The organism is Pseudomonas moorei (genome assembly GCF_008801475.1).
Classification (GTDB): Bacteria; Pseudomonadota; Gammaproteobacteria; order Pseudomonadales; family Pseudomonadaceae; genus Aquipseudomonas; species Aquipseudomonas moorei.
The window spans coordinates 1-23,168 of sequence record NZ_VZPP01000016.1 but is presented as its reverse complement, the minus strand read 5'-3'; the positions used below and the strand labels follow the sequence as shown (position 1 = coordinate 23,168).

The following is a 23,168-nucleotide window of genomic DNA, read 5'->3' as shown; positions in this document are numbered from 1 at the left end:
CGACCGCGCCAGCGACGTTTGTCTTGTGAATTGCTGGCCATCAGGCCCGCCGATGGCGCCTGCCTATCAGCTCGACGGCAGCCTGGGCGGCGCCTGCGACTGGATTTGTTGAAGGGTTTCGATGGGGTCGTGGGCGGCCTGCACACCGGTCAGCTCGCCGATCAGGCGCCAATGTTCATCCAGCCCGGCGCTGATGGTAACCATGCGATCGATCATGCGTCGCCCGGCTTCCCGGGTCACTTTGTCGTCACTTCGCAAGAGTTCGAAGGACATCGAGGTCATCGAGGCGGTCAGGTGAGTCAGGGAGCGGGCCGTAAGGCCGAGCAATTCCATCAACTGCTGTTCTTTCGATTCCATGCTGTAGCTTCCTGCATCACTCGTGATTTATTTATAACCCAGCACTTTGCATTAGCAAGTGTTTCAAGTCACAAGTGCTGTGCGCGAGCAGCGAACAGCGAACAGCAGGTCAGAAACCGACCGTCAGCTTGCCGCCACCGTCTCGCCTGATTGCCAAGCTGAGCGGGGGCGGTGTACAAATGGCCAGCTGCTGTCAGGAAACAGGCTTCAAAAGCGCTACTGCGGTTATCCCGTAGCCCCTCTGAAATCCCCTAAAAACCGTAGCCCTATTGGTAAGACGCGACATTTAATTATAAGATCGCGCCTTCCCCTATTTCGTCGCCCCGTGCGGCTTACGCCGCAGGTCTCGCCCGTTGTTCCGTTAAACAAGGCTTTGAGCATCTGCGGTTTGTAGCAAAAAGGTAGTCAATGATGAGCGCAAGGCACTTTCTCTCCCTGATGGATTGCACGCCCGAAGAGCTGGTCAGCGTGATCCGTCGAGGCGTTGAGCTCAAGGACCTGCGTAACCGCGGCGTACTGTTCGAGCCCCTGAAAAACCGCGTGCTCGGGATGATTTTCGAGAAGTCCTCGACTCGCACCCGCATTTCGTTCGAAGCCGGCATGATCCAGCTCGGTGGCCAGGCGATCTTCCTGTCGCCGCGTGACACCCAACTGGGCCGTGGCGAGCCGATCAGCGACTGCGCCATCGTCATGTCGAGCATGCTCGATGCGGTGATGATCCGTACCTTTGCCCACAGCACCCTGACCGAATTCGCCGCCAACTCGCGCGTACCGGTGATCAATGGCCTGTCCGACGACTTGCACCCGTGCCAGTTGCTGGCTGACATGCAGACGTTCCTCGAACACCGTGGCGCCATCCAGGGCAAGACCGTGGCCTGGATCGGCGACGGCAACAACATGTGCAACAGCTATATAGAAGCGGCGATCCAGTTCGACTTCCAATTGCGCGTTGCCTGCCCGGAAGGTTACGAGCCGAACCCCGAGTTCATGGCCATGGCCGGCGACCGGGTCACCATCGTCCGCGACCCCAAGGATGCCGTTCGCGGCGCCCATCTGGTGAGCACCGACGTCTGGACCTCCATGGGCCAGGAAGAGGAAACCGCCAAGCGTCTCGAGCTGTTCGCGCCATACCAGGTCAATCGCGCCCTGCTCGACCTGGCTGCCCCGGACGTTCTGTTCATGCATTGCCTGCCGGCGCATCGTGGCGAAGAGATCAGCGTCGACCTGCTCGATGACCCACGCTCGGTGGCCTGGGATCAGGCTGAAAACCGTCTTCACGCACAAAAGGCACTGCTCGAATTTCTCGTTGAGCCAGCCTATCACCACGCATGAGCCAGCCATTACTGCTCAACCTGCGCAACCTGGCTTGCGGCTATCAAGACCAGCGCGTGGTGCAGAACCTCAACCTGCATTTGAACGCCGGTGATATCGGCTGCCTGCTGGGTTCTTCCGGCTGCGGCAAGACCACCACCCTGCGCGCGATTGCCGGGTTCGAACCGGTGCACGAAGGTGACATCCAGCTGGCGGGCGAAACGATTTCCAGCGCCGGTTTCACCCTTGCCCCGGAAAAACGCCGCATCGGCATGGTGTTTCAGGACTATGCGCTGTTTCCGCATTTGAGCGTGGCCGACAACATCGCCTTCGGGATCCGCAAGCACCCGCAAAAGGATCGCGTCACCGAAGAGCTGCTTGAGCTGGTCAACCTGAAAAACCTCGGCAACCGCTTCCCCCATGAGCTTTCCGGCGGCCAACAGCAACGTGTCGCCCTGGCCCGCGCCCTGGCGCCAGAGCCGCAATTGCTGCTGCTCGACGAACCGTTTTCCAACCTTGATGGCGAATTACGCCGCAAGCTCAGCCATGAGGTTCGTGACATCCTCAAGGCCCGAGGCACCAGCGCGATACTGGTGACCCACGACCAGGAAGAGGCGTTCGCCGTCAGCGATCACGTGGGCGTGTTCAAGGAAGGTCGACTGGAGCAGTGGGATACGCCCTACAATCTCTATCACGAACCGCTGACGCCCTTTGTGGCCAGTTTCATCGGCCAGGGGTATTTCATCCGTGGCCAGTTGAGCAGTCCTGAGTCGGTGCAGACCGAACTGGGCGAATTGCGCGGCAACCGTGCCTACACCTGGCCGGTCGGCGGTGCGGTGGATGTGCTGTTGCGTCCGGACGATATCGTTTATGCGCCGGACAGCCCGTTGAAGGCGCGGATCGTCGGCAAGACCTTCCTTGGTGCTTCAACCTTGTATCGCTTGCAACTGGTGACCGGCGCACAACTGGAGTCGATCTTCCCGAGCCACGTCGATCATCAGGTTGGCGTAGAAGTGGGCATTCGGGTCGCGGCGGAACACCTGGTACTGTTCCAGGCATCCGGCAGTACAGCGGCACAGATTCCGGTCGTCGAATCCGGTGTCCGGCGGTACAGCACCACTCACTGAGAAACACAATCCCTGTGGGAGCAAGCTTGCTCGCTCCCACAAAGGAATCTGTTTAACCCAGCATCAGCGTTCCGCTCGCCACTAGCGTGGCATTCCCACCGATCTTCACCCGTTCCCCCTCCAATCGGCAGAACAACGCTCCGCCGCGCGCCGAACATTGATAAGCCGTCAGGCTCGACTTGCCCAACCGCGCCGACCAATAAGGAATCAGGCTGCAATGGGTCGACCCGGTCACGGGATCTTCATTGATGCCAATGGCCGGTGCGAAATAGCGCGAAACGAAATCGTGCTTGCTGCCCCGGGCGGTCACGATCGCCCCCAGCCACGGCAGCTTCGCCAGGGCAACCATGTCCGGCTTGCAGTCGAGCACCGCCTGCTCGGACTCCAGCACCACGAACAACTCATTGGACCCCAACACTTCGACAGCTTCGACACCGAGTGCACGTTCGACATCCAGGGTCGCGCCGACTGCCGACGGTACGATCACCGGAAAATCCAGCCACAGGCGCTCACCCTCACGGCTCACACTGAGCGGGCCGGACTTGCCGATGAAGTCCAGGCGCTCGACCGGTTCCTTATGGATCTCAAACAAGACATAAGCACTGGCCAGGGTTGCATGACCGCACAACGGTACCTCGGTGGTCGGGGTAAACCAACGAATGTGCCAGCCCTGCCCTTCGCGCACCACGAAGGCAGTCTCGGCGAGATTGTGCTCGGCGGCGATTTTTTGCATCAACTCATCGGCGAGCCAGGCGTCCAGCCGATAAACCATTGCCGGATTGCCGCCAAATGGCCGATCACTGAACGCATCGACCTGATGAAACGCTAGCTGCATAACCTTCTCCCTTTTGTCAGGTCAGCGAGCATGGAGCCGTCGAAACAAACGCACCAGTGACAGAACCGGCGTATTTCCACCATACAGCGGCGAGTGATGCCGTTCAGGCGCGACCGATATCGGCAAACTTCGCCTGGGTATGTTCGGCCAACACGGCGGGAGCCAATTCAACTTCCAGACCGCGTCGCCCAGCGCTGACAAAAATGCTCGCAAAGGGCTGAGCCGTATTATCGATAAACGTGCGCAAGCGCTTCTTCTGCCCCAACGGACTGATCCCGCCCAACAGGTAACCGGTTGAACGCTGCGCCGCCGCAGGGTCGGCCATCTCGACCTTTTTCACCCCGGCCGCGTGAGCCAGGGCCTTCAAGTCCAGGCTGCCGGCAACCGGCACTACCGCTACCAGCAACTCTCCTTTCTCACTGGCCGCCAGCAGGGTCTTGAATACCTGAGCAGGGTCGAGCCCGAGTTTTTCCGCCGCTTCCAACCCATAGGAGGCGGCCTTCGGGTCATGTTCATAACTGTGCACTCGGTGTTCGGCACGAACTTTTTTCAACAAATCCAATGCGGGTGTCATGACAGCTCCAGACTTGGCGGCAGCAAAAAATACTGCGCCGGATTCTAGGACATTGATCCACAAAAGGCTCTATCGCGGTGCCTTTTCAACAGGTGCGCATCGTCGCCCACCCGGATTTCATCCACGTATCAACGCACTCATTCACAAGACTAATAGTTCATTTGTGACCGATGGTTCACTTTCGACCTTTGACAGCAGTGTTTCTTGTCTATATTTTTTCGTTTCTGAAACTGTACGAAATATCCTACCGCAGCACCCAGCAGCAAACCGGGCATTGGATGGGGATCCTGACCCGGTGAAAAACGCGCTTTGACCATGATGGAAAGAAAGCGCCAGAAAATAAAAATGAGGTTTCAATGACAACCGCTTTACAACAACCGTCGCTCTCGAGCCAATGCATGGCCGAGTTCCTGGGTACTGCTCTGCTGATCTTTTTTGGTACGGGTTGCGTCGCCGCCCTCAAGGTCGCGGGCGCCAGCTTTGGTCTGTGGGAAATCAGCATCATCTGGGGCATCGGCGTGAGCATGGCGATCTACCTGACTGCCGGGGTTTCCGGCGCTCATCTCAACCCTGCCGTCAGCATCGCCCTGAGCATTTTCGCCGACTTCGAAAAGCGCAAACTGCCGTTCTACATCCTGGCCCAAGTGGCGGGGGCCTTTTGTGGCGCCTTGTTGGTTTACACGCTTTACAGCAATCTATTCTTCGATTTCGAACAAACTCACCATTTGGTTCGCGGCACTGAAGCCAGCCTGGAATTGGCGTCGGTGTTCTCCACCTTCCCCAACCCGAGCCTGACCACGTCACAGGCCTTTCTGGTCGAGGTGATCATCACGGCCATTCTGATGGGCGTGATCATGTCCCTGACCGACGACAACAATGGCCTGCCGAACGGACCGCTGGCGCCAATCCTGATTGGCTTGCTGATCGCTGTGATCGGCAGCTCGATGGGACCGCTGACCGGCTTCGCCATGAATCCGGCCCGTGACTTCGGCCCCAAATTGATGACGTTCTTCGCTGGCTGGGGTGACATTTCCTTCACCGGCGGGCGCAATATCCCGTACTTCCTGGTTCCGGTTTTCGCACCGATTATCGGGGCCTGCCTGGGCGCCGCAGCCTATCGCGGGGTGATTGCCCGCCATCTGCCAAGCGTCGCGCCTGCTACAAAGGACACAACACCGGCCATTGACGGCAAACCAGAAATTTCTTGATACCGTTGGCGCGTGATACTGCCCATTCAATCGCGCGCCAGACCGCATTCCCTCTTTTCGTCCAAGGCAATCGACATGACCGACACTCAGAATAAGAACTACATCATTGCCCTCGATCAGGGCACGACCAGCTCCCGCGCGATCATCTTCGACCGCGACGCCAACGTGGTCTGCACCGCACAGCGTGAATTCGCCCAACATTACCCGCAAGCGGGCTGGGTCGAACACGACCCGATGGAAATCTTCGCCACCCAAAGCGCCGTGATGGTCGAGGCCCTGGCTCAAGCCGGCCTGCATCACGATCAGGTCGCGGCCATCGGCATTACCAACCAGCGTGAAACCACCGTGGTCTGGGACAAGAACACCGGCCGGCCGATCTACAACGCAATCGTCTGGCAGTGCCGCCGCAGTACCGAAATCTGCCAGCAGCTCAAGCGTGATGGCCACGAGCAATACATCAGCGAGACCACGGGCCTGGTCACCGACCCGTACTTCTCCGGCACCAAGCTCAAGTGGATCCTCGACCACGTCGAAGGCAGCCGCGAACGCGCGCGCAATGGTGAGCTACTGTTCGGCACCGTCGATAGCTGGCTGATCTGGAAATTTACCGGCGGCAAGGTCCACGTCACCGACTACACCAACGCCTCGCGCACCCTGCTCTTCAATATCCACACCCTGGAGTGGGACGCGAAGATGCTGGAGCTGCTGGATATCCCGCGGGAAATGCTGCCCCAGGTGAAGTCGTCGTCGGAAATCTACGGCCATACCAAAAGCGGCATCGCCATCGGCGGGATCGCCGGCGATCAGCAAGCAGCGCTGTTCGGTCAGATGTGCGTCGAGGCAGGCCAGGCCAAAAACACTTACGGCACCGGCTGCTTCCTGCTGATGAACACCGGCGACAAAGCCGTGAAGTCCAGACACGGCATGCTTACCACCATCGCATGCGGTCCGCGCGGTGAAGTGGCCTATGCCCTGGAAGGCGCTGTGTTCAACGGCGGCTCCACCGTCCAGTGGTTGCGCGACGAGCTGAAAATCATCAACGACGCCCACGACACCGAATACTTCGCCAACAAGGTCAAGGACAGCAACGGCGTGTACCTGGTACCGGCGTTCACTGGTCTGGGCGCGCCGTACTGGGACCCGTATGCCCGTGGCGCACTGTTCGGCCTGACCCGCGGCGTACGTGTGGATCACATCATTCGTGCAGCGCTGGAGTCGATCGCCTACCAGACCCGCGACGTACTCGACGCCATGCAGCAGGACGCCGGCGAGCGACTCAAGGCACTGCGCGTGGACGGTGGCGCCGTGGCGAACAACTTCCTTATGCAATTCCAGGCCGACATCCTCGGCACGCAGGTCGAACGCCCGCAAATGCGCGAGACCACCGCGCTGGGTGCCGCTTACCTGGCGGGCCTGGCCTGCGGCTTCTGGGGCAGCCTGGAAGAGCTGCGCGGCAAGGCGGTTATCGAACGCAAGTTCGAACCGGCGCTGGACGAAGCGGCAAAGGAAAAACTCTACGCTGGCTGGCAAAAAGCCGTCAGCCGCACCCGCGATTGGGAGCCGCACGAAGGGGCTGAATAAGCCGAGCCGCTGACTGTATCTGCGAGTAACTGGTCGGGAGGCGATTCCTGCGGCATCATGGGCAAATTTTGCTCGGCAGCCCAAAGGACGCCCCATGAATCTGCCTCCCCGTCAGCAGCAAATTCTCGAACTGGTCCGCGAACGCGGCTATGTCAGCATCGAGGAAATGGCCACGCTGTTCGTTGTTACACCGCAGACCATTCGCCGCGATATCAATCAGCTGGCGGAAGCCAATTTGTTGCGCCGCTACCACGGCGGCGCAGCCTACGACTCCAGCGTCGAAAACACCGCCTACGCCATGCGCGCCGATCAGATGCGCGACGAGAAACAGCGAATCGGCGAAGCCATCGCCGCACAGATCCCCGATCACGCCTCGCTGTTCATCAACATCGGTACGACGACCGAATCGATTGCCCGGGCGCTGCTCAACCACAATCATCTGAAGATCATCACCAACAACCTGCATGTGGCTTCGATGCTCAGCGCCAAGGACGACTTCGACGTTCTGCTGACCGGGGGCAATGTGCGGCGTGATGGTGGCGTGGTCGGTCAGGCCAGCGTCGATTTCATCAACCAGTTCAAGGTCGACTTTGCCCTGGTTGGCATCAGCGGCATCGATGAAGACGGCAGCCTGCTGGATTTCGACTATCAGGAAGTGCGGGTTTCCCAAGCGATCATCGCCAACGCCAGGCAGGTGATTCTGGCGGCTGACTCCAGCAAGTTCGGGCGTAACGCCATGATTCGCCAGGGGCCGATCAGCCTGATCGATTGCCTGGTGACCGATCAGCAGCCTTCCCCGGCGCTGATGCAGCTTTTAAACCAGCACAAAGTCCGACTGGAAGTCGTTTAAGCACATCTCCCGTGGCGAGGGAGCTAGCTCCCGCTGGGCTGCGAAGCGGCCCTCAACCCTTCAATTGAGCTCATTCAAACCCACTGCACTCGCCGCAAAAGCGGTGGGAGCGAGCGCCCTCGCCACCCAAGCAGTCAGATTACGCACCCAATGTTCGTAAATTTTCCTTTCATCGCCTTTCGATGAGTATTTTCAATCGAATCTGACTGGCCGTGCGCGTCCTTATGGGCTAGTATTTTCGCAAATGAACATTAATGTTCGATTTCAAATACAGAACATCAAAGAATTCCGAGGCCCGAGCCGATGCCCACTTCCACCTTGCCCACACCCCCTCTTGCCGAGGTCTACGATATCGCCGTCATCGGTGGCGGGATCAATGGTGTGGGGATCGCAGCGGATGCCGCGGGTCGCGGCCTCTCGGTGTTCCTTTGCGAAAAGGATGATTTGGCCAGCCATACCTCGTCAGCCAGCAGCAAGCTGATCCACGGCGGCCTGCGCTATCTCGAACATTACGAATTCCGCCTGGTGCGCGAAGCACTGGCCGAGCGGGAAGTCCTGCTGGCCAAGGCTCCGCATATCGTTAAACAGATGCGCTTTGTGTTGCCGCATCGCCCGCACCTGCGGCCCGCCTGGATGATTCGCGCCGGCCTGTTCCTGTACGACCATCTTGGCAAACGGGAAAAACTCGCCGGTTCGAAAAGCCTGAAGTTCGGTCCCGACAGCGCACTGAAAAGCGAAATCACCAAAGGCTTCGAATACTCCGACTGCTGGGTCGACGATGCCCGGCTGGTAGTGCTCAATGCCATGGCCGCCCGGGAGCAAGGCGCCCATGTCCATACCCAGACCCGTTGCGTCAGCGCTCGTCGCAGCAAAGGCCTGTGGCACCTGCATCTGGAACGCTCCGATGGCAGCCTGTTTTCGATCCGCGCCAAGGCGCTGGTCAACGCGGCGGGCCCATGGGTCGCCAAGTTCATTCGCGACGATCTGAAGATGGAATCGCCCTACGGCATCCGCCTGATCCAGGGCAGCCACCTGATCGTGCCAAAATTGTACGAAGGCGAGCACGCGCACATTCTGCAAAACGAAGACCAGCGCATCGTATTCACCATTCCCTACCTGAACCAGTTCACCCTGATCGGCACTACCGACCGCGAATACACGGGCGATCCGGCAAAAGTGGCGATCACTGACGGTGAGACCGATTACCTGCTGAAAGTGGTCAACGCCCACTTCAAAAAGCAAATCAGCCGCGACGACATCCTGCACAGCTATTCCGGCGTGCGTCCGCTGTGCAATGACGAATCCGATAACCCTTCGGCCGTCACCCGCGATTACACCCTGGCGCTGTCCGGCAGTGGCGAGGAAGCGCCGTTGCTTTCGGTGTTCGGCGGCAAGCTGACCACCTACCGCAAGCTCGCGGAGTCGGCGCTGGCGCAACTGGCACCTTACTTCCAGCACATCAAGCCGAGCTGGACGGCCAACGCACCGCTGCCGGGCGGCGAAGACATGACCACCCCGCAAGCGCTGAGCGCGTTGATTCGCGACAAGTTCGACTGGGTCACGACAGAAATGTCCCGTCGCTGGGCCACCACCTACGGCAGCCGCACCTGGCGCCTGCTCGAAGGCGTGGAAAAGCTGAGCGATATGGGCGAACACATCGGCGGTGGTCTCTACACCCGCGAAGTCGATTACCTGTGCAGCGAAGAATGGGCGACCACCGCGCAGGACATTCTGTGGCGTCGCAGCAAGCTCGGGTTGTTCACCACGCTGGCTGAACAAGAAAAGCTCAAGGACTACTTGAACAAGGTCGAACAAAAACGCAGCAAGATCGAAGCAGCCTGATTGCACCGCTTGATACTGAAGGAGCGAGCATGCTCGCAAAAAACGCCAGGGCAACGCGGAGTATCCGGCAGGGTGCGTTATCGTTGACGTCCATCGCGAGCAGGCTCGTTCCTACAAGAGGCTTTGTCTCATATATCCCGCAAGTCTGATTCATGGATGGGTTGGTCACGGTGGGTCGCCCGCTGGTACTGCGCCGGCCAGATGGCCTTGCGTCCGCCGAGATCGTCATCGGCGTGCAACGGCCAGTAAGGATCGCGCAACAGCTCACGGGCCAGGAAAATGATATCCGCCTGACAGGTGCGCAGAATGTGCTCAGCCTGAGCCGGCTCGGTGATCATTCCCACGGTGCCAGTCGCAATTTCAGCCTCCTTGCGCACTCGTTCGGCGAAGCGAGTCTGATAACCGGGGCCTGTCGGGATTTCCGCGTTGGCTGCCGTGCCTCCCGACGACACATCAATCAGGTCCACGCCCAGGGCTTTCAAGCGCCGCGCCAGCTCGACGGTTTCATCGGGATTCCAGCCATCTTCCACCCAGTCGGTGGCCGAGACCCGGACAAACAGCGGCAACTCTTCAGGCCAGACCGCCCGCACGGCTTCGGTGACTTGCAACACCAGGCGGATGCGGTTTTCGAATGAGCCACCGTACTGATCACGCCGCTGATTACTCAAGGGCGAAAGGAACTGGTGCAGCAGGTAACCATGGGCTGCATGCACTTCGACCACCTTGAAACCGGCGACCAACGCACGCTTTGCCGCATCGACAAAGGCCTGAATGATAGTGGCAATTTCACCGTCATCGAGCTGCCTGGGCTGTGTGTGTTGCGGATCGAACGCGATCGGTGAGGGCCCCACCGGGAGCCAGCCGCCGTCTTCGGGTTTGACACTGCCATGTTTGCCCAGCCAGGGCCGAAAGGTGCTGGCCTTGCGCCCCGCATGAGCCAGCTGGATACCGGCAACGGCGCCTTGGGCGGCAATAAAGCGAGTGATGCGCTGCAGCGGCTCGATTTGTTCATCGTTCCACAAACCGAGGTCTTGCGCGGTGATGCGCCCGTCGGCCGTGACCGCCGTGGCTTCGGTAAGGACCAGTCCGGCCCCGCCGATGGCACGGCTGCCGAGGTGGACCAGATGCCAGTCATTGGCCAGACCATCGGCACTGGAATACTGGCACATCGGCGATACCGCGATGCGGTTGAGCAGGGTCAGTTGACGAAGGGTATAGGGTTCAAGCAGCAGACTCATGGGGCACCTCTCGAATCAGTGGGCAGGCTCCAGGGTTCTGTTTGAAAAGTCGACGAGTGACAGGAAAAAGGTGCAGCACCCGCCCCCGCGGGCAAAAAATTCGACAAGACGTCACAAGGATTATCAAGCAGTGCTTAGAGCCTAGTCGACAACGGGGGATGAGGGAGGGTTCAAGAACTGAAAACACAGATGACCCGCACAGGATACAGCGCACTGTGGCGAGGGAGCTTGCTCCCGCTGGGTGGCGCAGCCGCCCCAAAACAAATCACCGCGGTCGATCTGATAAACCGCATCAGCCCGCATTGGGAGTGTTGCGCCCTCCAGCGGGACCGAGCTCCCTCGCCACAACGGCGAAGAAGACTCAGCGCGGTTCGATGTGAGCAATCATCAGTTGCACGGTCTCGTTGCCGCGGAATTCATTGACGTCGAGCTTGTAGGCCAGTTCCACCCACTTGATGGTCGGATTCGGCCAGATATCGCGATCGATACCAAAGGCAATGCCATCGAGCTTGACCGAACCACATTCGCTTCTGAGCACCACCTTGAGGTGCCGCTCGCCGACGACACGCTGTTCGACCAACTGGAACACCCCGTGAAACAGCGGCTCCGGAAAATGCTGCCCCCAGGGACCGGCATGGCGCAGCGCGCGGGCCAGTTCCAGGTGAAACTCCTCGACCGCCAGGGTGCCGTCCGACAGCAGGCGCCCGGTCAGGTCCTCTTCACGCATTTGCCTACGCACCTCGGCGTCAAAGGCTTCGGCGAACAGCGGAAAATTCGCTTCCGGCAGGGTCAGACCAGCGGCCATGGCATGGCCGCCGTATTTGGTAATCAGGTTCGGGTGCTGCGCCGCTACCACGCTCAGGGCATCGCGAATATGGAAACCTTGCACTGAGCGCCCCGAGCCCTTGAGCAGCCCGTCTCCCGCGTCGGCAAAGGCAATGGTCGGACGGAAATAACGCTCTTTCATGCGCGACGCTAGGATGCCGATGACACCCTGGTGCCATTCGGGATCGAACAGACACAGACCGAAGGGCATGGAATCAACGGGCAAATCCTTGAGCTGGGCCAGCGCTTCACGCTGCATGCCCTGCTCGATGGATTTACGGTCCTGATTCATGCCGTCCAGTTGAGCAGCCATCTCACGAGCAAGCGTCGCATCTTCGGTCAGCAGGCATTCGATGCCCAGGCTCATGTCATCCAGGCGCCCCGCCGCGTTCAGGCGCGGGCCGACAATGAATCCCAGGTCGGTGGAGGTAATGCGCGCTGGCTCACGCTTGGCCACTTCGAGGATCGCCTTGATGCCCGGTCGCGCACGTCCGGCGCGAATCCGCTCGAGGCCCTGGTGCACCAGAATCCGGTTGTTGGCATCCAGCGGTACCACGTCCGCCACGCTGCCCAGCGCCACAAGGTCGAGCAATTCGCCGATGTTCGGCTGCGGCTTGTTCTCGTACCAGCCCAGGCTGCGCAAGCGCGCGCGCAGGGCCATCAGCACATAGAAAATCACCCCGACACCGGCCAGCGCCTTGCTCGGGAACTCACAACCTGGCTGGTTCGGATTGACGATGGCATCGGCCTGCGGCAATTCATCACCGGGCAAGTGGTGATCGGTGACCAGCACCTTGAGGCCAGCCTTTTTCGCCGCTGCCACACCTTCGACACTGGAAATACCGTTGTCCACGGTGATCAACAGCTGTGGCTGACGCTCCAGCGCCACGGCGACAATCTCCGGTGTCAGGCCGTAACCGTAGTCAAAACGGTTGGGCACCAGGTAATCGACATGAGCCGCGCCCAGCAGGCGCAGACCCAGGGTGCCCACGGTACTGGCCGTCGCGCCATCGGCATCGAAATCGCCGACGATCAGAATCCGTTGCCGCTGTTCGAGCGCTGTAACCAGCAGATCCACGGCAGCATCAATGCCCTTGAGCTGCTGGAACGGAATCAGCCGCGCCAGACTTTTGTCCAGTTCGACTGCGGATTGCACGCCCCGGGCGGCGTAGAGTCGGGTCAGCAGGGGTGGAAGATCACCCAGCAATGGCAAGGGGTCGGGCAACAGGCGAGATTCGATGCGCATGGGGTGACAGGGGTTTCTTTTCAGTATGTGGGATAGAAGTGCATGACGCGGTCCAGCGGCGATTGATCAGCCGCGTTCGCCGGCCAGCCACTGCAACTGGACTTCATGCTGACCACGATCGTCAGTGACGAAAATCGTCCCTTCACTGATCATCACGTCCCACTTGATAACGCGAGGCATGTCCTTGGCCAGGGTTTCCAGTACTTCCTGGGGCACGGCGGCGATATTGACGTTTTTCAGGTTCTTGATCGCCGGGATCACTTTGCCTTCCCAGACACGCAGGCTGCCGTAGGCCAGCAGGCTGGTGCGTTCGGTGCGACGCGAGCACCAGGTCAGGCGCTCGGCATCCGGCTGGCCGACTTCGATCCAGTGCAGGACACGGTCATCCAGGCTTTTTTCCCACAAGGCCGGTTCATCCACTTCTGAAAGACCACGGCCAAAGGACAGCTGCTCGTTGTACCAGAGGGCATAGGCCAGCAGGCGCACGGTCATGCGCTCTTCGGTTTCCGAAGGGTGACGGGCGATGGTCTGCTTGACGCTCTCGTAAACGCTGCGGTCGAGGTCGGTGAGGTTCAGTTCAAACTTGTAGGTCGTGGACGGCTGGGCCATGAACGGGCTTCTTGATACGAGGAAAGTCGGCAAGTCTAACCGATGCGACAGGCAATCAACGAATAGAAGGCGATCTACCTTGAGCGCCTGACAGTCGGCTATGTTAAAAGTCTGTATTCGCTCAGTCTTTTGTCCTACAGGATTTAGTATGCCGCTCACTGACAAACCGCTCTCGGGTCTGAAAGTCATCGAATTGGGCACTTTGATTGCCGGTCCTTTTGCCTCGCGCATCTGCGCTGAATTCGGTGCCGATGTTGTCAAGATCGAGTCTCCGGACGGTGGCGATCCACTGCGCAAGTGGCGCAAGTTGTACGAAGGGACTTCGCTGTGGTGGTTCGTTCAGGCGCGCAACAAAAAATCCCTGACGCTCAACCTCAAACATCCGGATGGCCTGGCGATTCTGAAAAAATTGCTCAGCGAAGCGGACATCCTGATCGAAAACTTCCGCCCCGGCGTGCTTGAAAAACTCGGTTTGGGCTGGGACGTCTTGCACGCGCTGAACCCGAAACTGGTGATGGTGCGACTCTCGGGCTTCGGTCAGACCGGTCCGATGAAGGATCAGCCTGGTTTTGGCGCGGTCGGTGAATCCATGGGGGGCCTGCGTTACATCACCGGGTTTGAGGACCGGCCACCGGTGCGCACCGGGATTTCCATTGGTGACTCGATCGCCGCGCTCTGGGGCGTGATTGGCGCGCTGATGGCCCTGCGTCATCGCGAGGTCAACGGTGGCCAGGGCCAAGTGGTGGATGTGGCGCTGTATGAAGCGATCTTCGCCATGATGGAAAGCATGGTCCCGGAATTCGATGTGTTCGGTTTCATTCGCGAGCGCACCGGCAACATCATGCCCGGCATCACACCCTCCTCTATCCACACCAGCGCCGACGGCAAACATGTGCAGATCGGCGCCAATGGCGATGCGATCTTCAAGCGTTTCATGCTGATCATCGGTCGCGAAGACCTGGCCAATGACCCGACCCTGGCCAGCAACGACGGACGTGACACCCGCCGCGACGAGCTTTACGGGGTGATCGATCGCTGGGTCAATTCGTTGCCGCTGGACACGGTCATCGAACGCTTGAACCAGGCTGACGTGCCCGCCAGCCGGATCTTCAGCGCCGAAGACATGTTCAGCGACCCGCAATACCTCGCCCGGGAAATGTTCCTGCAAGCCAAACTTCCGGATGGTAAAGGCTTCAAGATGCCGGGGATTGTGCCGAAACTCTCAGAGACACCCGGTGAATGTGAATGGGTCGGGCCGCAACTGGGTGAACACAATGCTCAGGTACTCCACGATCTTGGCTATGACAAGGGACAGATCGAAAAGCTGCGTGAAGACGGGGCCATCTAAGCTGAAGCGCCTGTTTTCATCAGCAAGCCATTCCTGCCGCAATCAACGCGTACTGGCCGTGTTCGTGCTGTTGGCGGGACTGGCCTCGCCCGTTTTGGCGCAACCCAGGGACACCTTGATCTGGCTCCTGCGCGATTTGCCGCCCACCATGATTTTTGAAGGCCCGAAAAAAGATCAGGGTGTCATCGATCAACTGTTGCCGCTGTTGATCGCCGGCATGCCGCAGTACGAACACACTTTGATGCGGGTTAACCGCGCTCGTGGAATGCAAATGCTCCACGAAGAATCTTTTACTTGCGATCCCTCGCTGGTCTGGACCAAAGAGCGGGAGCAGTGGATTACATTCTCCATTCCGGCGTTTCTTGCGGTGAGTAATGGCCTTGCGGTCCGGCAGGAAGATCGATCGGTTCTGCAACCTTTTCTGATCGACGGAGAAGTCGATCTGGCAGCCATGTTGGCCAGTGGCACGAAAAAAGTCGGCGTAGTGGCTGGCCGCAGTTACGGTCAATTTCTCGACACCCTGCTGCGACAGGCACCGCCCGGCGCCTTGACGCCCCATTACGGCAATGACGCCCTTGGCAGTCTGTTGCAGATGCAACGCCTGGGGCGATTACAGGTGGTTTTGGGTTACTGGCCCGAGATCCGTTATCAGGCACAACAGAAACACATCTCCGATGAGCAGCTGCAGTTCTATCCGATCAAGGGGACGGGAAAATACCTGTTCGGCTACATCGGCTGCTCCAATACACCTCAGGGCCGAGAGGCGATCAGCGAGATAAACCTGCTTTTGCGCACCTTGCCGCACGACCGACTGGATCAGCTATACGCCGATTGGCTGGACCCGGAAAGGCGCAGCGATTATCTGAGAGATGCCAAGGCGTTTTTTGAACAGCAGGCCGGGCACTGACAAATCCCGGGCAAAAGAAACCCCGAGAAGTGGGGAGACGACTCGGGGTTAAACGTGGCCTACATAAAGACCCGTAGCAGCAAGCTACAAGCACCGGAGCACAATGCTTGATCCTGCTGTTAAAAGATCTGACTGACGTTGGTGCAGGAAGGTTCCCACAAAAAACAATTCAGTTGCGGCTGGCAAGCAACTTGTCTTGCGCAGCATTGCGCAACGCCGCGATAACACAGGGCTCCAGGCGACCTTCCGCAATCAGTACATCACGATGCAAACCGTCGACCACATCGGTGAGCAGACGCTTATCGCTTAACTGGGCCTGACTGAACTCACGTTCAACCACAGTGGTGCCCATGGTATTGGTCAATGTCACCCGGCATTCACCATGAATACCCGAGGGGGTCAGCGTCACCTGGTACGGGCTCAGAGCCTCACCGAGCAAGAGACTGATACTTTCCATCTCGATCACCACTCAATAGTCCGAAAAAAGTGCCTGGGGAGTGCCTACAGTAAATGACCGCTGGCCCGAGAAGAAAGTTCTGAATACCGGATGCAACTTCGTCTGCGTCTCCGGTCGAAAGAGCATGCATGGCAAAGATGATAGAGAAAAAACAGTCGCATCACGCCTGTCGGATACGCTGACCGAGATCCGTCCAGCCCCCCAGCAAACCGCGCAGCTGGCCGTCCGCACCGTAAAACGGCACCGTCCATTGGTAGATGTCCCTGAGGCCGTTGTTGAACATCAATTGCCGCCTGCAGAATCGTGTGGAGCGCGAGCCCAGCTGGGCCATGAATTCGGTATGCAACAGTTCAGCGGTCTCTTTGGGCAGGATCTCCAATTCAATCAGCTGCCGCCCCTGAATCCGATCGAATCGGGTCGACAGGCTCTCCTCGAAACTCCTGTTGCACAGGATCAAGCGCCCTTGCAGATCACGAACGAACATCGGGTCAGGCGTCGCGTCCATCAGCGCCTGCTGGAAAGCGAGCTGATCCCCAAGACGCTGCTCAGTCTCCAGTCGTTGCCGGACCACCGAGGCCAGCCGGCGGTTACAGAGCAGGAAAAGCACGGCGAATACACTGACGACAAACACACCCCGGCAGCTCCACTGTGTCACCCGCTGCCAAACCGTCGGCTCTGCGGTCGTAACGACACCATTGAGCCATTTGCGGCGAATGGCGCGTAACTCGGCGGGGGGAAACGCCTCCAGTGCCTTGTTGAGAATGCTCAATAGATGCGGCTGGCCTTTGCGCACCGCCAGATGCTCAGGGTCCCACCGTCCCTCCAGAATATGCCCCAGCTGAAGCTGCCCCGAGGGAAAGAGTTGAGCGCCGATTTCATTGTCGATGGTGGCATAGGCCTCACCGCTTTCAACCAGCGCACGGGCCTCCGCGTAGGTTTTGACGGTGCGTAGCTCAATGGTCGGGTATTCATGGCGAATCGATGCTTCCAACGCATGACGAGCCGGCAACACCAGCACCCGCTTCGCCAGATCCTCCAAAGATTGCACCTTCGGTGCCTCTGCCCGCCCCACGAATACCCAGCCCGCGCCACCATATGCATGGCTGAAGTCCAGGAACGCCTTGCGTTCGTCATTGATTGCCAGCGTGGTGCTCATGTCCGCCTCACTGCTTTCCAGGCTGGCCAGCATCTGATCGGTAGAAAACGCTTCGACATGAACGAACTGCAAACCGGTCATGGCGCCGATGCGATCGAGTACATCCTTGTTCAAACCGATCCAGCGGCCATGCTCATCCTTGAACAGATACCGTGGGTACTCCAGCGAAGCGACGATGACGCGCGGATGCTCGGCCATCCATTTGCGCTCTTGCTCGTCCAGCTTGAGCGCCTTCGCAGGCGCGGGAGCCGCCGAATCTGCCGCCAGCACCTGGGTAAAACCCAGGGTCCCGAGCAAAATCAGCCAGCGCGGGGCGGGCGTTAACTTTCTGAAAAACAGCATTACCACTTCCTTGATGATCAGCTCGCCCGTCCTTAATGGGCGACTCCAGCGGATCAGTGTGGCATGCAGAAACGAGAAAGCCCGTCATGAGACGGGCTTCAATTTGTGACAGCTTTTGCCGGTTACAAAGGCTTGCCGCGGTTGCCATGCTGACTGACAAAGGCCTGTACGGCTTTAAGGTCATTCGGCAACACCGTGCAACGTTCGTCTCGCTCAAACAAATCAGAAAGATGTGCCGGGAGTTCGAGCGCTTTTCCTACACCGGCTTTTTCCACGGCATCCGGGAATTTGACCGGGTGAGCCGTGCCCAGGATCACCATCGGAATGTCCAGGCTGCGACGGCATTCCCGCGCGGCCCTGACACCGATGGCGGTGTGCGGATCCAGCACCTCACCGGTCTGCTCGTAGACTTCGGCGATGGTCTCGCAGGTTTGTGCGTCATCCACCGCCAGCGAATCGAACAGTTTGCGTGCTTCGGTCCAGCGCTCCTGCTCGACGCTGAAGCCGCCACCTTGCTTGAAGCTGTCCATCAACCCGGCAATCGCCGCGCCATTGCGACCGTGCAGGTCGAACAACAGACGCTCGAAGTTCGACGACACCATGATGTCCATGGACGGCGACAGGGTGGCGTGCAGGGTTTCCTTGACGTACTGATTGCCGCTCATGAAGCGATGCAGGATGTCGTTGCGGTTGGTGGCGACGATCAATTGATTGATCGGCAGGCCCATGTTGCGCGCCAGGTAGCCTGCGAAGATGTCGCCGAAGTTGCCGGTCGGCACCGAGAACGACACCGAACGCGCCGGGCCACCCAGCTGCAGCGCAGCGTGGAAGTAGTAAACGATCTGGGCCATGATCCGCGCCCAGTTGATCGAGTTCACCGCCACCAGGCGAGTGCCCTTCAGGAAGCCCTGGTCGGCGAAGCTCGCCTTGACCATTTCCTGGCAGTCATCGAAGTTGCCTTCGATCGCGATGTTGTGGATGTTCTCGCCGAAGATGGTGGTCATCTGCCGACGCTGCACTTCCGATACACGGTTGTGCGGGTGCAGGATGAAGATATCGACGTTTTCGCAGTGTTTGCAGCCTTCGATGGCGGCCGACCCGGTATCACCGGAGGTCGCACCAACGATCACCACGCGCTCGCCGCGTTTTTCCAGCACGTAGTCCAGAAGGCGACCGAGCAGTTGCAGGGCGAAGTCCTTGAAGGCCAGGGTCGGGCCGTGGAACAGCTCCAGCACCCATTCATTGCCGTTCAGCTGACGCAACGGCGCAACGGCGCTGTGGGCAAACACACCGTAGGTTTCTTCGAGGATTTTTTTGAAATCGGCGTCCGGAATGCTGCCGGTGACGAATGGGCGCATGACCCGGAACGCCAGCTCGTGATATGGCAGGCCGGCCCAGGAAGCGATTTCTTCCTGGGTGAAACGTGGCAGGTTTTCCGGGACGTACAGACCGCCGTCGGTGGCCAGACCGGCCAGCAGGACGTCTTCGAAATTCAGGGCCGGTGCCTGGCCGCGGGTACTGATGTAACGCATGACTGACTCCAATGGACAGTGTTCGCAAACCCGGGCTCAACCCGTGAGCCCGGTGAACGATAACGGCTTAGTTCAGGTGCTCGACGCGGATCCGTACGACCGGACCCACAACGCCAGCCAAGGCTTCCAGGGCGGCGATCGCGTCATTGATATGCTGCTCCAGCACACGGTGGGTCAGCAGGATCATGGGCACCAGGCCGTCGTGTTCTTCAACTTCCTTCTGCATGATCGATTCGATGTTGATGCCACGCTCCGACAGGATGCTCGCCACTTGCGCCAGCACGCCCGGGTGGTCCTTGGCCTGAATGCGCAGGTAGTAGGAGCTTTCGCAGGCCTCGATCGGCAGGATCGGGTGGGCCGACAGCGAATCCGGCTGGAAGGCCAGGTGCGGTACGCGGTTTTCCGGATCGGACGTCATGGCGCGAACCACATCCACCAGGTCGGCAATGACCGACGAAGCGGTCGGTTCCATGCCGGCGCCGGCACCGTAGAACAGGGTCGAGCCAGCAGCATCACCGTTGACCATGACCGCGTTCATTACGCCGTTGACGTTGGCGATCAAACGATCGGCCGGGATCAGCGTCGGGTGGACGCGCAATTCAATACCGGCCGCAGTGCTGCGCGCCACGCCCAGGTGCTTGATGCGATAGCCCAGCGCTTCGGCGTAGTTCACGTCAGCGGTGGTCAGCTTGGTGATGCCTTCGGTGTAGGCCTTGTCGAATTGCAGCGGGATACCGAAAGCGATGGACGCCAGGATCGTCAGCTTGTGCGCCGCGTCGATGCCTTCAACGTCGAAGGTCGGATCGGCTTCGGCGTAACCCAGGGCCTGTGCCTCAACCAACACGTCTTCGAAGGTACGACCCTTCTCGCGCATCTCGGTCAGGATGAAGTTACCGGTGCCGTTGATGATCCCGGCCACCCAGTTGATACGGTTGGCCGACAGGCCCTCGCGGATCGCCTTGATCACCGGGATGCCACCCGCCACTGCTGCTTCGAACGCAACGATCACGCCCTTCTCGCGAGCCTTGGCGAAAATTTCGTTACCGTGAACGGCGATCAACGCCTTGTTCGCGGTGACCACATGCTTGCCATTCTCGATGGCCTTGAGTACCAGCTCACGGGCAACGGTGTAGCCGCCCATCAGCTCTATAACGATGTCGATCTCAGGGTTCGTGGCCACTTCGAAGACATCGTTGGTAATCGCAATACCGGTCGTTTGGAACTGAGGCTTTGGCGTGCGCATGGCAATTTGTGCCACTTCGATTCCACGCCCGGCACGACGAGCAATTTCCTCGGCGTTGCGCTGAAGTACGTTGAAGGTACCGCCACCGACGGTTCCTAACCCACAGATGCCTACTTTGACCGGTTTCACTGTGAACTCCCCATAAAACGGCCGACTCAAGGCCGGCCGTGAAAACAACCGCATGCTCGCGGCTCTCTATTGATGGCCCGGCGAATGCTGCTGCCGGACCACGATCGTCAATGGCGGACCATGACGATGCGAATTTACTTCGCGCCCAGCGCCAGTTTGGCGACTTGTGGCGCAGGCTGGTAGCCCGGAATGACCTGACCGTCGGCCAAAACGATGGCCGGTGTACCGTTCACGCCAATCGACTGGCCGAGGGCGAACTGTTTGGAAACCGGGTTATCGCACTTGGCGGCCTTGATCTCCTTGCCATCGACCATCTTGTCCATGGCCGCTTTCTTGTCTTTCGAGCACCACACGGCCTGTAGCTGTTCGTCGCCCGGCGAGCCAAGGCCCTGGCGTGGAAACGCAACATAGCGCACTTCGATGCCACGCTTGTTCAACTCAGGCACTTCGGCGTGCAGTTTGTGGCAGTACGGGCAAGTGGTGTCGGTGAACACGGTGATGTGCGATTTGGTTTCACCAATGGCCGGGTAAACCACGGTTTCGGCAACCGGAATCTCGTTGATCAGTTTGGAGATGCCCAGGCGCTCGGTCTTCTCGGTCAGGTTGACCGGCTTGCCGTCCTTGAGCTGGAACAGGTAACCCTGAACCACGTACTGACCGTCGGCGCTGGCATACAGCACGCGGCTGCCCTTCAATTTGACTTCGTACAGGCCCGGCAGCGGGCTGGCGGTGATGCTTTCTACGGGCACTTCGAGCTGGAGGTTTTCCAGGCTTTTACGGATGGCTTTGTCGGCCGCGTCATCGGCGACGGCAAAGGTGCTGACCAACGCAATGGCGGCGGCGGCGAAAATCTGGGTCAGACGCATGAGAACTCCTGAAGGCGGACAAATGGGACGGTCAGAACGCCCGTGCCGAAACACCGGGTCATAACCGCCCATCGTGCAAACCGTCAAAGCCTACCACATAAGGCAACAGTGTCCGACTCCCGGTGATGCAAGGCTTTGGCGACTGCTTTCTGTGGGACCGAGCTTGCTCGCGATTGCGGTCAGTCAGGCGCCATTAATGCTGGATGTTCAGGCCTCATCGCGAGCAAGCTCGCTCCCACAGGACTTTCACTAGCCTCTAGGATGATGTTTGGCGTGCAGATCCTGCAACCGAGCCCGGGCAACATGGGTATAGATCTGGGTGGTCGACAAATCGCTATGGCCCAGCAGCATCTGCACCACCCGAAGGTCGGCACCATGATTGAGCAAGTGGGTGGCGAAAGCATGGCGCAGCGTGTGCGGCGACAGCGACTTGCCGATACCGGCGACTTTCGCCTGATGCTTGATCCGATGCCAGAATGTCTGCCGCGTCATCTGCTCTCCTCGCTGGCTGGGGAACAAGACATCGCTGGGACGCCCGCCGAGCAGCTCGCCGCGTCCATCGCGCAGGTAGCGCTCGACCCAGATAATCGCCTCCTCGCCCATCGGCACCAGTCGCTCCTTGCTGCCCTTGCCCATCACTCGCAATACGCCCTGGCGCAGATTGACCTGTTCCAGCGTCAGGCTGATCAGTTCCGTCACCCGAAGGCCGCAGGCATAAAGCACTTCAAGCATGGCGCGGTCGCGCTGTCCGATGGCTTCGCTCAAATCAGGCGCCTTCAACAGTGCTTCTACGTCCGCCTCAGACAAGGATTTGGGCAGTGGTCTGCCGAGCTGCGGCATATCGATGCGAAGCGTTGGGTCAACAGCGATCAGTTTTTCCCGCAGCAAATAACGATAGAAGCCACGCACGCCCGAGAGAAATCGTGCGGTTGAACGGGGCTTGTAGTTTTGCTCCACACGCCACGCCAGATGGTCGAGGATCAACTCGCGTCCGGCGTTGACCAACTCCAGCCCTTTATCCTGCAACCAGCCGTTGAACAGGGCCAGGTCGCTGCGATAGGCATCGCGGGTGTTATCGGAAAGACCTTTCTCCAACCATAGCGCGTCGAGGAACTGGTCTATCAATGGATGTTCGATGGCAGGCATGGGCACTCAAAACACGCGGCCTTGAAACGGCGCGTAAAAAATCAGGAGGACTGTAGAAACGGCAGCTAGTCTTTCATAGCCAGCCACTGCGAGGAACAGGGAGCTTGAATGAGTGAACAGCAGATGATGCTGGCATTTTGGCCGGTCCCGTTTTGCACTGATACGTCTGCACAAACATTGCGCTGGCTCTGTAGCAACCGGACAGTCGAGTGGACCCTGCTGACGTTGATTCAGTCCACGATCGAGCAGGCTCAATACCACGGCAATCCGCTCAGCGTCGCTAAATCACAGACAACAAAAAAGCAGCCCGTACAGACTGTGTGAAAACCTAGCAATCTGCGCAGCGCTCAAAGAAAATGCTCCGTATCGAAAGATACGGAGCATTTTTCGTTATGGCCTACATCCAGGGAGAGCCCCGCAGCCAGACCAGCCTGTTCCC

22 protein-coding genes are annotated in these 23,168 nt (G+C 59.2%); 10 read left to right on the top strand and 12 right to left on the bottom strand.

Going from position 1 to position 23,168, the window contains the following annotated elements:
- Positions 1-66: 66 nt before the first annotated feature.
- Positions 67-357 carry a hypothetical protein gene (locus F7R06_RS25905; protein ID WP_090324909.1) on the bottom strand — a complete coding sequence of 97 codons (291 nt, stop codon included), beginning with the start codon at positions 355-357 and terminating at the stop codon, positions 67-69.
- A 411-nt stretch (positions 358-768) separates the two neighbouring features.
- On the opposite strand from F7R06_RS25905, the gene argF reads away from it, so the two are divergent.
- Positions 769-1,689, top strand: coding sequence for an ornithine carbamoyltransferase (gene argF, locus F7R06_RS25900; RefSeq protein WP_090324911.1), 921 nt, complete (start codon positions 769-771; stop codon positions 1,687-1,689).
- Positions 1,686-2,795, top strand: a complete 1,110-nt coding sequence (locus F7R06_RS25895; protein ID WP_090324912.1) for an ABC transporter ATP-binding protein — start codon at positions 1,686-1,688, stop codon at positions 2,793-2,795. The genes argF and F7R06_RS25895 overlap by 4 nt, the downstream gene beginning before the upstream one ends.
- Before the next feature lie 52 nt (positions 2,796-2,847).
- Here the strand turns inward: F7R06_RS25895 and F7R06_RS25890 are convergent, their stop codons facing one another.
- On the bottom strand, positions 2,848-3,630 hold the full coding sequence (locus F7R06_RS25890; protein WP_090324914.1) for a PhzF family phenazine biosynthesis protein: 783 nt from the start codon (positions 3,628-3,630) through the stop codon (positions 2,848-2,850).
- 103 nt (positions 3,631-3,733) lie between these two features.
- Complete coding sequence (ybaK, locus tag F7R06_RS25885; protein WP_090324916.1) at positions 3,734-4,204, bottom strand: Cys-tRNA(Pro) deacylase; 471 nt, start codon at positions 4,202-4,204, stop codon at positions 3,734-3,736.
- Between ybaK and F7R06_RS25880 the strand changes: the two genes are divergently transcribed.
- The 5 genes from F7R06_RS25880 (at position 4,203) to glpD (ending at position 9,685) form a co-directional block, all read left to right on the top strand.
- On the top strand, positions 4,203-4,517 hold the full coding sequence (locus F7R06_RS25880) for a hypothetical protein (RefSeq protein WP_139204819.1): 315 nt from the start codon (positions 4,203-4,205) through the stop codon (positions 4,515-4,517). The genes ybaK and F7R06_RS25880 overlap by 2 nt on opposite strands.
- 43 nt (positions 4,518-4,560) lie before the next feature.
- On the top strand, positions 4,561-5,412 hold the full coding sequence (locus tag F7R06_RS25875; protein ID WP_090324917.1) for an MIP/aquaporin family protein: 852 nt from the start codon (positions 4,561-4,563) through the stop codon (positions 5,410-5,412).
- Positions 5,413-5,487: 75 nt separating this feature from the next.
- Positions 5,488-6,993 (top strand): glycerol kinase GlpK, encoded by a 1,506-nt coding sequence (gene glpK / locus F7R06_RS25870; protein WP_090324919.1) that lies wholly within the window; start codon positions 5,488-5,490, stop codon positions 6,991-6,993.
- A 94-nt stretch (positions 6,994-7,087) separates the two neighbouring features.
- Positions 7,088-7,843 carry a DeoR/GlpR family transcriptional regulator gene (locus F7R06_RS25865; protein WP_151149710.1) on the top strand — a complete coding sequence of 252 codons (756 nt, stop codon included), beginning with the start codon at positions 7,088-7,090 and terminating at the stop codon, positions 7,841-7,843.
- A gap of 303 nt (positions 7,844-8,146) precedes the next feature.
- Complete coding sequence (gene glpD / locus F7R06_RS25860) at positions 8,147-9,685, top strand: glycerol-3-phosphate dehydrogenase (protein WP_090324922.1); 1,539 nt, start codon at positions 8,147-8,149, stop codon at positions 9,683-9,685.
- Positions 9,686-9,813: 128 nt separating this feature from the next.
- Here glpD and F7R06_RS25855 read toward each other — a convergent pair whose 3' ends face one another.
- The 3 genes from F7R06_RS25855 to F7R06_RS25845 all read right to left on the bottom strand — a co-directional run bounded on the left by F7R06_RS25855 (position 9,814) and on the right by F7R06_RS25845 (position 13,603).
- Positions 9,814-10,923: an NADH:flavin oxidoreductase/NADH oxidase gene (locus F7R06_RS25855; RefSeq protein ID WP_090324923.1), complete on the bottom strand. Its 1,110-nt coding sequence runs from the start codon at positions 10,921-10,923 to the stop codon at positions 9,814-9,816.
- 361 nt (positions 10,924-11,284) lie between these two features.
- Positions 11,285-12,994 carry a single-stranded-DNA-specific exonuclease RecJ gene (gene recJ / locus F7R06_RS25850; protein ID WP_090324925.1) on the bottom strand — a complete coding sequence of 570 codons (1,710 nt, stop codon included), beginning with the start codon at positions 12,992-12,994 and terminating at the stop codon, positions 11,285-11,287.
- A 66-nt stretch (positions 12,995-13,060) separates the two neighbouring features.
- The gene (locus F7R06_RS25845) at positions 13,061-13,603 is read right to left on the bottom strand and encodes a YaeQ family protein (RefSeq protein WP_047532723.1); all 543 of its coding nucleotides are present in this window, start codon (positions 13,601-13,603) and stop codon (positions 13,061-13,063) included.
- 148 nt (positions 13,604-13,751) lie between these two features.
- On the opposite strand from F7R06_RS25845, the gene F7R06_RS25840 reads away from it, so the two are divergent.
- Both F7R06_RS25840 and F7R06_RS25835 read left to right on the top strand, forming a co-directional pair.
- Positions 13,752-14,951: a CaiB/BaiF CoA transferase family protein gene (locus tag F7R06_RS25840; protein ID WP_090324927.1), complete on the top strand. Its 1,200-nt coding sequence runs from the start codon at positions 13,752-13,754 to the stop codon at positions 14,949-14,951.
- A complete protein-coding gene (locus F7R06_RS25835; protein WP_090324929.1) occupies positions 14,932-15,858 on the top strand; it encodes a TIGR02285 family protein in 927 nt (308 codons plus the stop codon). The genes F7R06_RS25840 and F7R06_RS25835 overlap by 20 nt, the downstream gene beginning before the upstream one ends.
- 169 nt (positions 15,859-16,027) lie before the next feature.
- Here the strand turns inward: F7R06_RS25835 and F7R06_RS25830 are convergent, their stop codons facing one another.
- The 6 genes from F7R06_RS25830 to xerD all read right to left on the bottom strand — a co-directional run bounded on the left by F7R06_RS25830 (position 16,028) and on the right by xerD (position 22,729).
- Entirely contained in the window at positions 16,028-16,315 is a 288-nt protein-coding gene (locus tag F7R06_RS25830; protein ID WP_090324930.1) for a DUF3509 domain-containing protein, read from the bottom strand.
- 160 nt (positions 16,316-16,475) lie between these two features.
- Complete coding sequence (locus F7R06_RS25825; protein WP_090324931.1) at positions 16,476-17,813, bottom strand: transporter substrate-binding domain-containing protein; 1,338 nt, start codon at positions 17,811-17,813, stop codon at positions 16,476-16,478.
- A 122-nt stretch (positions 17,814-17,935) separates the two neighbouring features.
- On the bottom strand, positions 17,936-19,345 hold the full coding sequence (thrC, locus tag F7R06_RS25820) for a threonine synthase (RefSeq protein WP_090324933.1): 1,410 nt from the start codon (positions 19,343-19,345) through the stop codon (positions 17,936-17,938).
- Positions 19,346-19,412: 67 nt separating this feature from the next.
- Positions 19,413-20,717, bottom strand: a complete 1,305-nt coding sequence (locus F7R06_RS25815; RefSeq protein WP_090327524.1) for a homoserine dehydrogenase — start codon at positions 20,715-20,717, stop codon at positions 19,413-19,415.
- Between the two features lie 134 nt (positions 20,718-20,851).
- Positions 20,852-21,583 (bottom strand): bifunctional protein-disulfide isomerase/oxidoreductase DsbC, encoded by a 732-nt coding sequence (gene dsbC, locus F7R06_RS25810; RefSeq protein WP_047532736.1) that lies wholly within the window; start codon positions 21,581-21,583, stop codon positions 20,852-20,854.
- Between the two features lie 249 nt (positions 21,584-21,832).
- Positions 21,833-22,729, bottom strand: a complete 897-nt coding sequence (gene xerD, locus F7R06_RS25800) for a site-specific tyrosine recombinase XerD (RefSeq protein WP_090324935.1) — start codon at positions 22,727-22,729, stop codon at positions 21,833-21,835.
- A gap of 108 nt (positions 22,730-22,837) precedes the next feature.
- Between xerD and F7R06_RS25795 the strand changes: the two genes are divergently transcribed.
- Complete coding sequence (locus F7R06_RS25795) at positions 22,838-23,053, top strand: hypothetical protein (protein WP_090324936.1); 216 nt, start codon at positions 22,838-22,840, stop codon at positions 23,051-23,053.
- Positions 23,054-23,168 lie beyond the last annotated feature (115 nt).